Source organism: Simplicispira piscis (assembly GCF_054783455.1).
In genome coordinates this window covers 20,439-33,505 of the sequence record NZ_BAAGQN010000013.1, presented here as the reverse complement: position 1 = coordinate 33,505, position 13,067 = coordinate 20,439, and the positions used below count along the sequence as shown (strand labels likewise).

Here is a 13,067-nt window from a genome sequence, read left to right as displayed (position 1 = left end):
CAGTCTCGTGCACACGTCATTTGCCCTCGCGGAGCCAACCTGCACGCATGGCTTCCAGATTCAGCACCCTGAGACCGCCGTATTCGACACGAATGGCCCCTTGCGCTTCCAGCGTGGCCAGGGACTCGTTGACGCGCTGGCGCGACAGCCCCACCAAATAGGCCAGTTCTTGCTGGGTAATGCGCAGCACTTCCCCCACACCGGGGTAAAGCACCGAGTTGAACAGCGCGGCCAAGCTGCGGGCGACCCGCACATCCGGGTTGTTCAATCGATCGATTTCGCGCGCCGCGATGAATTGCCCCAGGCGCTCGTTGAGCTGGTGCATTACAAACCGGTTGAACCCGATGGAGTGGTCTAGCAGCCAGTGAAAAGTATCAATGGGCAGCCCGGCGACCACACTCTTGCGCAGCGCCTGGACGTTGTAGCGGTAGGGTTCGCGCTTGACCGCCGTGCCCTCTCCAAACCAGCCTCCAGGTGGCAGACCGGCAAAGGTCATGGTGCCGCCATCGGCGTTGTCGTTGCTCATTTTCAACAGCCCTTCGACTACGCCGAACCAGTAGGTGACAGGGCGTCCGATTCGGCAAACGTAGTCGCCGGCCAGGGCATCGCCCACGAGCAGCGCTGCCACTGCGCGCTCACGCTCGGCAGCCTGCAGGAGGGACAGCCAAGGAATCCCGCCCAACTCTTCCGTGGTGGGCTGGCGTCGGCGGTGGTGCAGTGACAAGTCCTGGTACATACGGTGATTGCTGGGCGGAACGCCTGGGAAACCAGCGCGCCTTGCGCATTGGTTCCTGAGCATGCCCTTTCTTTTCAAGAAAATTTGTACGGGAATACCACGACACAAATTGTCGTCGGAAAGACAAAATATTTCCAATTTGCGCTCAATGATAGGTGTGTCAAGGCTTCACCGCTCAGAACACAGAGGAGCAACGTCCCATGCATTTTCCCCCTTCCCCCACGGCTTCATCGTCTGCACAGCCCTATTTCCCCAGGCGTCGCAGCGTGCTCGCCGCCGCTCTTGCCCTGCCCGTGCTGGGTTGGGCCTCGCGTGCACATGCGCAAGACGGCGTGGTGAAGATCTTTCAATCGACCGCACTGACAGGCCCGCTGGGTGATCTGGGCTCTGCCATGCACCAGGGCGCCAAGGCTGCCTTCGCTGGCGCCAATGCACGCGGCGGCGTACATGGGCGAAAAATTGAGCTTGCGACCCTGGACGATGGGTATGAAATTCCGCGTGCCCTGGCCAACGTCGACAAGTTTCTGGCAGACCCCGATTGCTTCGCTCTCTTCAACTGCATGGGCACCCCCATGGTGGGCGCAATGATGCCCAAGGTGCTGGAGTCGGGCGTGCCGTTCTTTGCCCCGTTCACGGGGGGGCAGCTCAGCCGCATTCCGGGCGCCCGCAATGTCTTCAACATCCGCGCCAGCTACGCCGAGGAGGCTGAGAAGGCTGTGCAGCACCTGGCCACCATCGGCATCCGCCGCATTGCGGTCGTGTACCAGAACAACGCCTTCGGCAAGGAGGTGTTTGACAGCGCGCAAAAGGCCATTGCCGAAGCCAAGCTCTCCCCGGCCCTCACGGCCACGGTAGAGAACGACTCTTCCGATGCGGCCAGCGCCGCAGCCAAGCTGGCCGCTGGCAATCCCGAGGCGGTGTTGATCGGTCTTGCGGGCAAGCCCGCCCTGGAGTTTGTGAAGGCTTTTCGCCCCATGCGCCAGGGCGTCACGCTCTATGCGCTCTCGGTGCTGGGCACCTCGGCCAATGTCAAAGCGCTGGGGCCCCACGCCACCGGCATGGCCATTTCACAGGTTATGCCTCTGCCATCGAACGTGGTGGTTCCTGTCGTGCGCGAATTCCAGCAAGCCCTCAAGGCCCTGGGCACACCGGCCGACTCCTCACACTTGGCGCTGGAGGGCTACATCAATGCCCGCGTCTTCATCGAAGCGCTGCAGCGTGCCGGGCGCAACCCGACGCGTGCCGCGTTTATTGATGCGACCTGGAATCTCAAAAAAATGGATCTGGGAGGTTTCGAAGTGAACGCCAGCACACCCGAGCGCAATGCCTCTCGTTTTGTGGAGCTCACGCTGGTGACGCGTGACGGTCGGTTCATGCGCTGATGGGGTACATACCCGATCAGGAGTTTCCCTTAAATTGTCGTCACAAAGACAAGATAGCGTCAAAGTCAGTCCTACGATAGCCCCAGAGGTGTGGCATAGGCTCCACCACCGGAACTACCGGACCCACAGACATCTTGCACATGATAGGAACCGGAATGAAGACCACGTTCCCGCAACTGCTGCTCAAACACGCAGCCGAGCGCCCCACCGACGCGGCGCTGCGCGAAAAAGAATACGGCATCTGGCAGACATGGACCTGGAAAGACACGGCTGAAACCGTGCGGCATCTGGCTTGTGGCTTGCTCGCACTGGGCTTCCAGCGTGGCCAGAATCTGGCCCTGGTGGGCGACAACCGTCCCCACCTCTACATGAGCATGGTGGCCGTACAGAGCATTGGCGGCGTACCCATTCCGCTCTACCAGGATGCCGTGGCCTCTGAAATGGCCTTCGTGATGGAGGATGCCGAAGTCCAGTTCCTGTTTGCTGAAAACCAGGAACAGGTCGACAAGCTGCTGGAAGTGCGCGAAACCGTGCCCGGCATGGCGCACATCATTTACGACGACCCGCGCGGTCTGCGCAAATACGACCAGCCCGGTCTGATCAGCACCGAAAAACTCAAGGAACTGGGTGCCGAATGGGACCGCACCCACGCAGGCGCCTGGGATGCCCAGGTGGCACAGAACAGGCCCGACGATGTGTCGGTGATCCTCTACACTTCGGGCACCACCGGCAAGCCCAAGGGCGTGTGCCAAACCCACGCGAGCTTCATCGGCTCCGCCCAGGGCGGCGTCGAGGTCGATGGCCTGAACCCCAAAGACAACGTGATCTCCTACCTGCCCCCGGCCTGGGTGGGTGATCACCTGTTCTCGCTGGCGCAGTGGCTGGTGGCGGGTTTCACCATCAACTGCCCCGAATCGGCCGCCACCGTCTCGATTGACCTGCGCGAGATCGGCCCGACCTATTACTTCGCTCCTCCGCGCGTGTTTGAAGGCATGCTGACCTCTGTCTCCATCCGCATGGAAGACGCCGCCCCCTTCAAGCGCTGGATGTATGCCAAGGCGATGGACCTGGCCCGGCGCGTGGGCTCGGACATCCTCGACGGCAAGAGCGTGGGTTTCATGGACCGCCTGATGTACACCCTGGGCGACATCACCATCTACGGCCCGCTGCGCAACGTCATGGGCCTGTCGCGCATTCGCGTGGCCTACACCGCGGGCGCTGCCATCGGCCCGGACCTGTTCCGCTTTTTCCGCTCCATCGGCATCAACCTCAAGCAACTCTACGGCCAGACCGAGACCTGCGCCTATGTGTGCATCCAGAAGAACGGCCAGGTCAAGCTCAACACAGTGGGCCAGGCCGCGCCCGGCATCGAGCTGAAGATCGCCGACAACGGCGAGGTGCTGGTCAAGGGCGTCTCGGTGCTCAAGGAGTACTACAAGCGCCCCGACGCCACGGCCGAGGTCATCGATGCCAATGGCTACTTCCACACGGGCGATGCCGGCGTGCTCGACCAGGACGGCCACCTGCGCATCATCGACCGCGCCAAGGACGTGGGCAAGCTCACCGGCGGCGCCATGTTCGCGCCCAACTACATCGAGAACAAGCTCAAGTTCTTCCCGCAGGTCAAGGAAGCCGTGTGCTTCGGCCACGACAAAAACCAGGTCTGCGCCTTCATCAACATCGACTACGAGGCCGTGGGCAACTGGGCCGAGCGCCAGGGCCTGCCCTATGGCGGCTATGTGGACCTGGCCTCCAAGCCCCAGGTGCTGCAGCTCATCGCCGAATGCATCGGCCAGGTCAACGCCGACCTGGCGAGCGAGCCTGGCATGTCCGACACGCAGGTAGCGCGCTTCCTGGTGCTGCACAAAGAGCTGGACCCCGATGACGACGAGCTGACCCGCACCCGCAAGGTACGCCGCAACTTCATCGCACAGAAGTACGGTGTGCTGGTCGATGCACTCTATGACGGCCGCACCGCGCAGTTCATTGAAACCCAGGTCAAGTTCGAGGACGGCCGCACCGGCAGCGTGAGCGCCACGCTGCAAATCCTCGACGCCAAGATCCATGCGCCTGCCAAGGCCACTGCCTGAGACACCGGAAAGCAGCCCATGACCCAGAAAAAGATTGGCGACGTCATCCTGGACGTCAAGAACATCAGCCTGCGCTTTGGCGGCGTGAAGGCCCTGACGGACATTTCCTTCAACGTGAAGGAGCACGAAATCCGCTCCATCATCGGACCCAACGGCGCCGGCAAGAGCTCCATGCTCAACTGCATCAACGGTGTCTACACGCCCTCGGAGGGTTCGATCACCTTCCGTGGCAAGACCTTCGGCCACATGAACAGCCGCCAGGTGGCCGAGATGGGCGTGGCACGCACGTTTCAGAACCTGGCGCTTTTCAAAGGCATGAGCGTGATCGACAACATCATGACCGGCCGCAACCTCAAGATCAAAAGCAACCTCCTGCTGCAGGCGCTGCGCATCGGCCCGGCCGAGCGCGAGGAAATCGCGCACCGCGAGAAGGTCGAGCACATCATCGACTTCCTCGAAATCCAGGCCTTCCGCAAGACCCCCGTGGGTCAATTGCCCTACGGCCTGCAAAAGCGCGTCGACCTGGGCCGTGCACTGGCCATGGAGCCGCAGGTGCTGCTGCTCGATGAGCCCATGGCCGGCATGAACGTGGAAGAGAAGCAGGACATGTGCCGCTTCATCCTCGATGTGAACGACGAGTTCGGCACCACCATCGTGCTGATCGAGCATGACATGGGCGTAGTGATGGACATCTCCGACCGTGTCGTGGTGCTGGACTACGGCAAAAAGATCGGCGATGGCGAGCCCGAAGAGGTGCGCAACAACGAAGACGTGATTCGCGCCTATCTGGGCACCAGCCACTAAAAACATGACCCCCACGCTTGTCACTTCGTGTATTGCGCTGCCCCCCAAGGGGGCCTCGGTCGCCTTGGGGCGGCCCGGCGCCGACCGACTCTGAACGGAAAAAGCAAATGGCATTCTTTCTTGAAACACTGATTGGCGGCCTGATGGCCGGCATGCTCTATTCGCTGGTGGCTCTCGGCTTCGTGCTGATCTACAAGGCCTCGGGCGTCTTTAACTTCGCCCAAGGCGCCATGGTGCTGTTCGCAGCGCTGGCCATGGCCCGTTTTGCCGAGTGGATTCCAAAATGGACTGGCATCGACAACCTGATCGTGGCCAATCTTCTGGCCTTCGTGATCGCGGGCGTCTTTATGTTCGCGGTGGCCTGGCTCATCGAGCGCCTGGTGCTGCGCCACCTGGTCAATCAGGAAGGCGCCACCCTGCTGATGGCCACGTTGGGCATCACCTATTTTCTTGAAGGCCTGGGCCAGACGTTTTTTGGCAGCGACATCTACAAGATCGACATTGGCATGCCCAAGGATCCGGTGTTCCTGTTCGAATCCATGTTCCCGGGCGGTGTACTGGTGAACAAGGAAGATGTGATAGCCGCCGCCATCGCCGCCGCGCTGGTGCTGCTGCTGAGCATCTTCTTCCAGAAGACGAAAACCGGCCGCGCCCTGCGCGCCGTGGCCGACGACCACCAGGCGGCCCAGTCCATCGGCATCCCGCTCAACCACATCTGGGTCATCGTCTGGTGCGTAGCGGGCGTCGTGGCCCTGGTGGCCGGGATGATCTGGGGCTCCAAGCTGGGCGTGCAGTTCTCGCTCACCACCGTGGCGTTGCGCGCCCTGCCAGTGGTGATCCTGGGCGGCCTGACCTCGGTGCCCGGCGCCATCATCGGTGGCCTGATCATCGGCGTGGGCGAAAAACTCTCCGAGGTGTACCTGGGCCCCTTCGTGGGCGGCGGCATCGAAATCTGGTTTGCCTATGTGCTGGCGCTCGTGTTCCTGCTGTTCCGTCCGCAAGGTCTGTTCGGCGAAAAAATCATCGATCGTGTGTGAAACACACGATTCGCCCGAAGGGCGCTTCGCGCAGCGAAGAATGATTTTTCGGCGAAGGGCACGCAGTGCCCGCAGCCAAAAGATCATCACCCTTGGTTGAAAGTTTAGGAGTAAATAATGTTCTACCGCGAAAACGGCCAGTTCAAGACCAGCTACCGGGCCGACCAGCAGATTTTCCCGATCGCCCAGGACCGCATTGCCCTCGCCCTGCTGCTGGCCGTGGCCTTCCTGGTGGTGCCCATGCTGGCCAGCGATTATTTCTACCGCGCCATCCTGATTCCGCTGGTCATCATGTCGATGGCGGCGCTGGGCGTGAACATCCTTGTGGGCTACTGTGGCCAGATCTCGCTGGGTTCGGGCGCCTTCATGGCCGTGGGCGCTTACGGGGCCTTCAACTTCTTCGTGCGTTTCCCCGGCATGCCCTTGATTCCAGCGCTGATCATGGGCGGCCTGTGCGCCACCTTCTTCGGCATTCTGTTCGGGCTGCCCAGCCTGCGCGTCAAAGGCCTGTACCTGGCCGTGGCCACGCTGGCCGCGCAGTTTTTCAGTGACTGGATGTTCCTGCGCATCAAGTGGTTCACCAACAACTCGGACTCGGGCTCGGTGTCAGTGAATAACCTGCAGGTTCTGGGCATGCCCATCGACAGCGCTGTGAGCAAGTACCTCTTCTGCCTGACACTGCTGGTCATCGTGGCCCTGCTGGCCAAGAACCTGGTGCGCGGCGCCATTGGCCGCGAGTGGATGGCTATCCGCGACATGGACGTAGCCGCCGCCGTGATCGGCATCCGCCCGATGTACGCAAAGCTCAGCGCCTTTGCCGTGAGCTCCTTCATCATCGGCATGGCCGGCGCGCTGTGGGCCTTTGTGCACCTGAGCGCGTGGGAACCAGCAGCCTTCTCGGTGGAAATTTCGTTCCGCCTGCTGTTCATGGTGATCATCGGCGGCATGGGCTCCATCATGGGCGCATTCTTTGGCGCAACCTTCATCGTGGTGCTGCCCATCTTCCTCAACCAGTTTCTCCCGGCACTGGCGGGCCTGTTCGGGTTCGAGATTTCCACGGCGGCCGTTTCGCACGCCGAACTGATGATCTTTGGCGCCCTGATCGTCTGGTTCCTGATCGTCGAACCCCATGGCCTGGCCAAGCTGTGGTCTATCGGCAAGCAAAAACTCCGCCTCTGGCCGTTCCCGCATTGAGGGCTGCTGCAGGAAACCACTTACACGCTATTCCTGATACCGACAGCCCTGATAGGGGCGTCCACTACGCAACTGGTATTTCCCCCGTGCTTCAACACTTTCATTCAAAGGAGACATCCATGAAGCTTTCGAAAATCGTGATTGCTGCTACTGTCGTGGCCGCAGGTGCAGCGTCGCTGTCCACCAGCGCGCTGGCGCAGGCCAAGGAGCAGTTCTTCCCGCTGCTGTCTTACCGTACCGGTCCCTACGCACCCAACGGCACACCCTGGGCCAACGGCAAGCAGGACTACCTCAAGATGATCAATGCCCGCGACGGCGGCATCAACGGTGTCAAGCTCACATTTGAAGAGTGCGAAACCGGCTATGCCACGGACCGCGGCGTGGAATGCTACGAGCGCCTCAAGAGCAAGCCCGGCGTGGCCCTGTTCGACCCGCAAGCCACCGGTATCACCTTTGCATTGACCGAAAAGGCCCCTGTGGACAAGATTCCGCTGATGACGCTGGGATATGGCCTGTCGGTGGCGCAGGACGGTATGGCCTTCAAGTGGAACTTCCCGTTGATGGGCAGCTACTGGACCGGCGCCGACATTCTGATCCAGCACATCGGCAAGGGCCTGGGCGGCATGGACAAGCTCAAGGGCAAGAAGATTGCGCTGGTGTACCACGACAGCCCGTTCGGCAAGGAGCCCATCCCGCTGCTGCAGGAGCGCTCCAAGATGCACGGTTTTGAGCTGCAGATGCTGCCCGTGACGGCCCCCGGTGTGGAGCAAAAGGCCACCTGGCTGCAGGTGCGCCAGAGCCGACCCGACTATGTGCTGCTCTGGGGCTGGGGGGTGATGAATTCGACCGCCCTGAAGGAAGCGCAAGCCACCGGTTTCCCGCGCGAAAAAATGTACGGCGTGTGGTGGGCCGGTGCCGAGCCTGACGTGCGCGACGTGGGCGAAGGCGCCAAGGGCTACCACGCCCTGGCGCTGAACGGTTCGGGCACGCAGCCCAAGGTGATCCAGGACATTCTCAAAAACGTGCACGACAAGGGACAGGGCACAGGGCCCAAGGATGAGGTGGGTTCGGTGCTGTACACCCGGGGCGTGATCATCCAGATGCTGGGTGTGGAAGGTGTGCGCCGTGCACAGGAACGCTTTGGCAAGGGCAAGGTCATGACCGGTGAGCAAGTGCGCTGGGGCCTGGAGAACCTGGCCCTCGACCAGAAAAAGCTCGATGCCATGGGCTTTAACGGTGTGATGCGTCCGCTGTCCACGAGCTGTGCCGACCACATGGGCTCGACCTGGGCCCGTGTGCAGACCTGGGACGGCAAGAAGTGGGACATCGGCGCCGACTGGTACCAGGCCGATGAGCAGATTCTTAAGCCCATGGTCAAGGCAGGTTCTGAAAAGTACATGTCCGACAAGAAGCTGACACGCCGCGACGTGGCTGACTGCCAGAGCTAAGGACATCCCCCTGAGGCGCTGCGCGCCTTCCCCCTTCTCTTGCAGCACTGCGCGCTGCGGAAGGGGGACAACGCCAGCGCTACGGGGCGGCCCTTGCGCGGCGTTCCTGGCCTGGGCCGCGCCAGTTTTTATCGGCTGTGTTTACAGCCGCCAATCGAAAGGGTTGCCAACTCAACCCTTTCGATTGGCAAAGCGAAGGCAACACAATGGACTCCAAAAACATCGTTCTGAACGTCAACGGCATCGAGGTCATCTACAACCACGTGATCCTTGTGCTCAAGGGTGTCTCGCTGCAGGTGCCCGAGGGCAGCATCGTGGCCATCCTGGGCGGCAATGGTGCCGGCAAGACCACCACGCTGCGCGCCATCTCGAACCTGCTCAAGGGTGAACGGGGAGAAGTCACCAAGGGCAACATCGATCTGCGCGGCGAACGCATCGAGAACCTCTCGCCGGCCGATCTGGTCAAGCGCGGCGTGGTGCAGGTGATGGAAGGGCGCCACTGCTTTGCCCACCTCACCATCGAGGAAAACCTTCTGACCGGCTCCTACACGCGCTCGAGCAAGGCGGAGATCGCTGCCAACCTGGAGAAGGTCTACAACTACTTCCCGCGCCTCAAGACACGCCGCACCTCTCAGGCGGCCTACACCTCGGGGGGCGAGCAGCAGATGTGCGCCATTGGCCGCGCCCTGATGACCAACCCCAGCATGGTGCTGCTGGATGAGCCCTCCATGGGCCTTGCGCCGCAGATCGTCGAAGAGGTGTTCAACATCGTCAAGGATCTGAACACCAAGGAAAAGGTCACCTTCCTGCTGGCCGAGCAGAACACCAACATGGCCCTGAAGTATTCCGACTATGGATACATCATGGAATCGGGCCGCATCGTGATGGACGGCGTCTCTTCCGACCTGGCCAACAACGAAGACGTCAAGGAGTTCTACCTGGGCGTCGGCGGCGGCGAGCGCAAGAGTTTCAAGGACGTCAAGAGCTACAAGCGCCGCAAGCGCTGGCTGGCCTAAAGCCATAGGGGCCCATGGGCTCTTCAACCACCAAAGGGCGGCCCGGCATCGATCGGATCGCCGTGTCCGCAGCTCCCGCACGAATTTGCACCGCACTGGAACTTCCATGACCTCTTTCTACGACGCGCTGGAAACGCGCACACCAGCCGAACGCGAAGCAGCCCACATGGCGGCGCTGCCTGTGCAGGTAGCCCATGCGCGCGCGCACTCGCCGGCCTTCGCCGCGATCCTGGCCGATGTGGATCCTGCCTTGGTGACCAGCCGTGCCGCTCTGGCCCGCCTGCCGGTCACCCGCAAGCATGAGCTGCTCGAGCGCCAACAGGCAGAGCGCTCGCACAATGTGTTTGGGGGGTTTGCCACGGTCGGCTTTGGTGCTGCCATGCCGCGCGTCTTCGCGAGCCCCGGCCCCATTTATGAGCCCGAGGGAACCCGCCGCGATTACTGGCGCATGGCGCGGGCCTTGAATGCGGCCGGTTTTAAGGCGGGCGAACTCATCCACAACTGCTTTTCTTACCACTTCGTTCCCGCGGGTTCAATGATGGAAAGTGGCGCCCATGCCCTGGGCTGCACCGTTTTCCCCGGCGGCACGGGCCAGACCGAGCAGCAGGTGCAAGCCATGGCCGATTTGCGTCCTGCCGGTTATATCGGCACGCCCAGCTTCCTCAAGCTCATTGTCGAGAAGGCACTGGACATGCAGGTGCCGCTGCCCAGCATCACCAAGGCATTGCTCTCGGCCGAGGCCTTCCCACCGTCGCTGCGCGACTGGTTTGCCGAGCGCGGCATCACCGGCTACCAGTGCTACGGCACCGCAGACCTGGGTCTGATTGCCTACGAAACAGCCGCGCGTGAAGGCCTGGTAATGGACGAAAACGTGATCGTTGAGATCGTGCGTCCCGGCACCGGCGACCCGGTGCCCGAGGGCGAGGTGGGCGAACTCGTCATCACCACACTGAACACCGACTACCCACTGATCCGCTTTGGCACAGGCGACCTCTCGGCCATCTTGCCCGGCACCTGCCCCACTGGTCGCACCAACACGCGCATCAAGGGCTGGATGGGCCGTGCCGACCAGACCACCAAAGTACGCGGCCTGTTCGTGCATCCGGGCCAGGTCGCCCTGATCACCAGCCGCTTCCCGCAGGTGTTGCGTGCACGCCTGGTGGTGCGCGGCGAAATGGCGAACGACCAGATGGTGCTGCAGGTGGAAACCACCGAAACCACTGGGGGCCTCGCACCCCGGCTGCAGGATGCCATCCGAGAAGTGACCAAGCTGCGGGGCGAGGTGGAACTGGTCGCCCCGGGCACCCTGCCCAACGACGGCAAGGTGATCGAGGACGCGCGCAGCTACCGCTGATACGGATTTTCCGGGCTACGCTCCCCAAACCACGTCCTGCCCCTCGGCAGCGCTGCGGCGCAGCATGTCGATAAAGGGCGCGGCCCGCTGGCGCAGCGTGACCGTATCCTGCTCCGCGTCACCGGATTCTGTCTCCTTGGCCTCGTCGGCCTGGGCCGCTTCGGCCCTGCGGCGTTCATCGGCTGCCACGGCGGCCTCCAGCGCCGCTATAGCCGAAGGAATCTGCGCGGCCGTCACGATGCCCTGGCGTGCTGGCTCCCTGCCCATGGCCTGCAGCAAGCGCCGCCCGTGCGGCTCCAGCAGGATCAGATCGGCCGTGGCGCGGGATTTGAATTTGTAGAGCATGGCACTTCCTTGGAATACATGTAGTCGCGGGTGAACGGGTACGCCGATTGTGCACCGGGCAAGGCGCCCGCCCGCGCTCCGCCGTCGGGCCGCGCCGCGAGGATCTGGTGCAGGGAGATCCAGCCGCGCTCGAAGCCCAGCGCACTGCCCGCCAGGTACAGGCGGTAGGCGCGCAGCGCCTTGGCGGCCTCCACGGGGCCGGCTTGCGCCTCCAGCACCTGCTGCGCTCGAGGCAGCACTGCCTCGAGCGCATCCGACCAGGCCCAGAGCGTGCGCGCGTAGTGGGGACGCAGGTTTTCAGTGTCCACCATCTCCAGGCCCGAGCGGGCCAGGTCGTGCAGCACCGTGCTCACGTGCAGCAACTCACCGCCCGGGAAGATGTACTCCTCGATGAAATCGCCCATGCCAGCGCCCAGCTCCGTGTTGTCCACTCCTGCGGCGGTGATGCCATGGTTCAGCAGCAGCCCGCCGGGCCGCAGCAGACCGTGCAGGGTACCGAAGTAGCGCGGCATCTGCGCCCGCCCGACATGCTCGAACATACCGACGGACGCAATCCGGTCGAACGGTTCGAGGTCCTCCATCTGGCGGAAGTCGCACAGCTGCATGCGCACACGCGATTGCAGGCCGCACTCGGCGATGCGGCGCTGCGCATGGGCGTGCTGATTGCGCGACAGCGTGATGCCGGTGGCATCGGCACCGTAATGCTCGGCCGCCCACAGCAGCAGCCCACCCCAGCCCGCACCCACGTCGAGCAGGCGGTCCCCGGGGCGCAGCCGCAGCTTGCGGCAGATGTGGTCGAGCTTGGCCTCCTGCGCCTGCGCGAGCGTGAGGTCCGGCGTGCGGTAGTAGGCGCACGAGTACACACGCAGCGGATCAAGCCAGAGCGCGAAGAAATCGTCCGACAGGTCGTAGTGGAACCGCACATAGCGCGTATCGCGCACGACCGTGTGCACCACCAGGGACCGGGCCCGGGCCATGGCGCGCGTCCACCAGCCGGTGTGGTCGTGTGCGGGGTCGTGCACCACCAGCCCGGCGGCTGCGGCCATCAGTGCGCGCATGCTGCCCTCCATCTCCACGCGGCCTTCCACGATGGCCGCGCCCACATCGCCCACCTGCCCGCCCGCCAGGGCGGCGAGCGTCAGCCGGTCCGCGAAGCGCAGGCGGACATCGGCGTCCTGGCTGCCCAGCCGCTGCCCGCCCGGCAGTTCGAGCGCCAGGCGGACTGGCAGACGGTGCAGCCGCTCTTCGAGGTTGTGCAGCAGATGTGGCATGGTCTGCCATTCTTGTCCCGCTGGCCACCCCCGTCAACACGGCGGGGAGCCCTGGCACCGGGGTTACGCCCAGCGTGCCCGGACCCAGCCGCGCAGGTGGTGCCATGGGTCGGCCCCGCAACTCCGGCAAGGCAGGGACGAAAGCCCTCAGGAATGGGCCTTGTCGACCGACAGACCCGCCCGCGTGCGCAGCAGCCACTGGCCAAGGGCGCCGCCATACAGGATGAAGGCCAGCGCCGCGCCGATCAGCGGCAGCGCCGCGAACACCCAGCCCGTGAGGCGCTCGCCGCCCAAGGCCACGCCCACCAGCAGCGCCACGGCCGGGTTCACGAACGAATAGCTGCCCGCCACGGCGGCCGAGGTGTTTTGCAACAGCCACAGGTAGGCATT

General features: G+C 63.2%; 11 protein-coding genes and 1 pseudogene. 8 read left to right on the top strand and 4 right to left on the bottom strand.

Annotated features, from left to right (window positions below; genetic code table 11):
* Positions 1-16: 16 nt before the first annotated feature.
* Entirely contained in the window at positions 17-736 is a 720-nt protein-coding gene (locus tag ACYVOC_RS07545) for a Crp/Fnr family transcriptional regulator (protein WP_116005144.1), read from the bottom strand.
* A gap of 200 nt (positions 737-936) precedes the next feature.
* Here ACYVOC_RS07545 and ACYVOC_RS07540 point away from each other — a divergent pair, with 200 nt between their 5' ends.
* The 8 genes from ACYVOC_RS07540 (at position 937) to ACYVOC_RS07505 (ending at position 11,061) form a co-directional block, all read left to right on the top strand.
* Positions 937-2,118 (top strand): ABC transporter substrate-binding protein, encoded by a 1,182-nt coding sequence (locus tag ACYVOC_RS07540; RefSeq protein WP_461161358.1) that lies wholly within the window; start codon positions 937-939, stop codon positions 2,116-2,118.
* A 155-nt stretch (positions 2,119-2,273) separates the two neighbouring features.
* A complete protein-coding gene (locus tag ACYVOC_RS07535) occupies positions 2,274-4,208 on the top strand; it encodes an AMP-dependent synthetase/ligase (RefSeq protein ID WP_461161357.1) in 1,935 nt (644 codons plus the stop codon).
* Positions 4,209-4,226: 18 nt separating this feature from the next.
* The gene (locus ACYVOC_RS07530; protein ID WP_116005147.1) at positions 4,227-5,012 is read left to right on the top strand and encodes an ABC transporter ATP-binding protein; all 786 of its coding nucleotides are present in this window, start codon (positions 4,227-4,229) and stop codon (positions 5,010-5,012) included.
* Positions 5,013-5,119: 107 nt separating this feature from the next.
* The gene (locus tag ACYVOC_RS07525; protein WP_116005148.1) at positions 5,120-6,049 is read left to right on the top strand and encodes a branched-chain amino acid ABC transporter permease; all 930 of its coding nucleotides are present in this window, start codon (positions 5,120-5,122) and stop codon (positions 6,047-6,049) included.
* Between the two features lie 117 nt (positions 6,050-6,166).
* Positions 6,167-7,243 (top strand): branched-chain amino acid ABC transporter permease, encoded by a 1,077-nt coding sequence (locus ACYVOC_RS07520; RefSeq protein WP_461161356.1) that lies wholly within the window; start codon positions 6,167-6,169, stop codon positions 7,241-7,243.
* A 119-nt stretch (positions 7,244-7,362) separates the two neighbouring features.
* A complete protein-coding gene (locus tag ACYVOC_RS07515) occupies positions 7,363-8,691 on the top strand; it encodes an ABC transporter substrate-binding protein (protein ID WP_461161355.1) in 1,329 nt (442 codons plus the stop codon).
* Between the two features lie 206 nt (positions 8,692-8,897).
* A complete protein-coding gene (locus ACYVOC_RS07510) occupies positions 8,898-9,707 on the top strand; it encodes an ABC transporter ATP-binding protein (RefSeq protein ID WP_116005151.1) in 810 nt (269 codons plus the stop codon).
* Positions 9,708-9,813: 106 nt separating this feature from the next.
* Positions 9,814-11,061 carry a phenylacetate--CoA ligase family protein gene (locus ACYVOC_RS07505; protein WP_461161354.1) on the top strand — a complete coding sequence of 416 codons (1,248 nt, stop codon included), beginning with the start codon at positions 9,814-9,816 and terminating at the stop codon, positions 11,059-11,061.
* 15 nt (positions 11,062-11,076) lie between these two features.
* Here the strand turns inward: ACYVOC_RS07505 and ACYVOC_RS07500 are convergent, their stop codons facing one another.
* The 3 genes and pseudogenes from ACYVOC_RS07500 to ACYVOC_RS07490 form a co-directional block, all read right to left on the bottom strand.
* On the bottom strand, positions 11,077-11,406 hold the full coding sequence (locus tag ACYVOC_RS07500) for a DUF1840 domain-containing protein (protein WP_116005153.1): 330 nt from the start codon (positions 11,404-11,406) through the stop codon (positions 11,077-11,079).
* Complete coding sequence (locus ACYVOC_RS07495; protein WP_461161353.1) at positions 11,367-12,677, bottom strand: class I SAM-dependent methyltransferase; 1,311 nt, start codon at positions 12,675-12,677, stop codon at positions 11,367-11,369. The genes ACYVOC_RS07500 and ACYVOC_RS07495 overlap by 40 nt, the downstream gene beginning before the upstream one ends.
* Positions 12,678-12,824: 147 nt before the next feature.
* Positions 12,825-13,067 (bottom strand): annotated as a pseudogene (locus ACYVOC_RS07490) (EamA family transporter); the annotation flags it as partial.

Excerpts from the sequence above, each read along its gene's own strand:
- ACYVOC_RS07505 (WP_461161354.1), top strand. The coding sequence starts at position 9,814 with ATGACCTCTTTCTACGACGCGCTGGAAACGCGCACACCAGCCGAACGC.
- ACYVOC_RS07510 (WP_116005151.1), top strand. The coding sequence starts at position 8,898 with ATGGACTCCAAAAACATCGTTCTGAACGTCAACGGCATCGAGGTCATC.
- ACYVOC_RS07535 (WP_461161357.1), top strand. The coding sequence starts at position 2,274 with ATGAAGACCACGTTCCCGCAACTGCTGCTCAAACACGCAGCCGAGCGC.
- ACYVOC_RS07520 (WP_461161356.1), top strand. The coding sequence starts at position 6,167 with ATGTTCTACCGCGAAAACGGCCAGTTCAAGACCAGCTACCGGGCCGAC.
- ACYVOC_RS07500 (WP_116005153.1), bottom strand. The coding sequence starts at position 11,406 with ATGCTCTACAAATTCAAATCCCGCGCCACGGCCGATCTGATCCTGCTG.
- ACYVOC_RS07515 (WP_461161355.1), top strand. The coding sequence starts at position 7,363 with ATGAAGCTTTCGAAAATCGTGATTGCTGCTACTGTCGTGGCCGCAGGT.
- ACYVOC_RS07545 (WP_116005144.1), bottom strand. The coding sequence starts at position 736 with ATGTACCAGGACTTGTCACTGCACCACCGCCGACGCCAGCCCACCACG.
- ACYVOC_RS07525 (WP_116005148.1), top strand. The coding sequence starts at position 5,120 with ATGGCATTCTTTCTTGAAACACTGATTGGCGGCCTGATGGCCGGCATG.
- ACYVOC_RS07530 (WP_116005147.1), top strand. The coding sequence starts at position 4,227 with ATGACCCAGAAAAAGATTGGCGACGTCATCCTGGACGTCAAGAACATC.
- ACYVOC_RS07540 (WP_461161358.1), top strand. The coding sequence starts at position 937 with ATGCATTTTCCCCCTTCCCCCACGGCTTCATCGTCTGCACAGCCCTAT.
- ACYVOC_RS07495 (WP_461161353.1), bottom strand. The coding sequence starts at position 12,677 with ATGCCACATCTGCTGCACAACCTCGAAGAGCGGCTGCACCGTCTGCCA.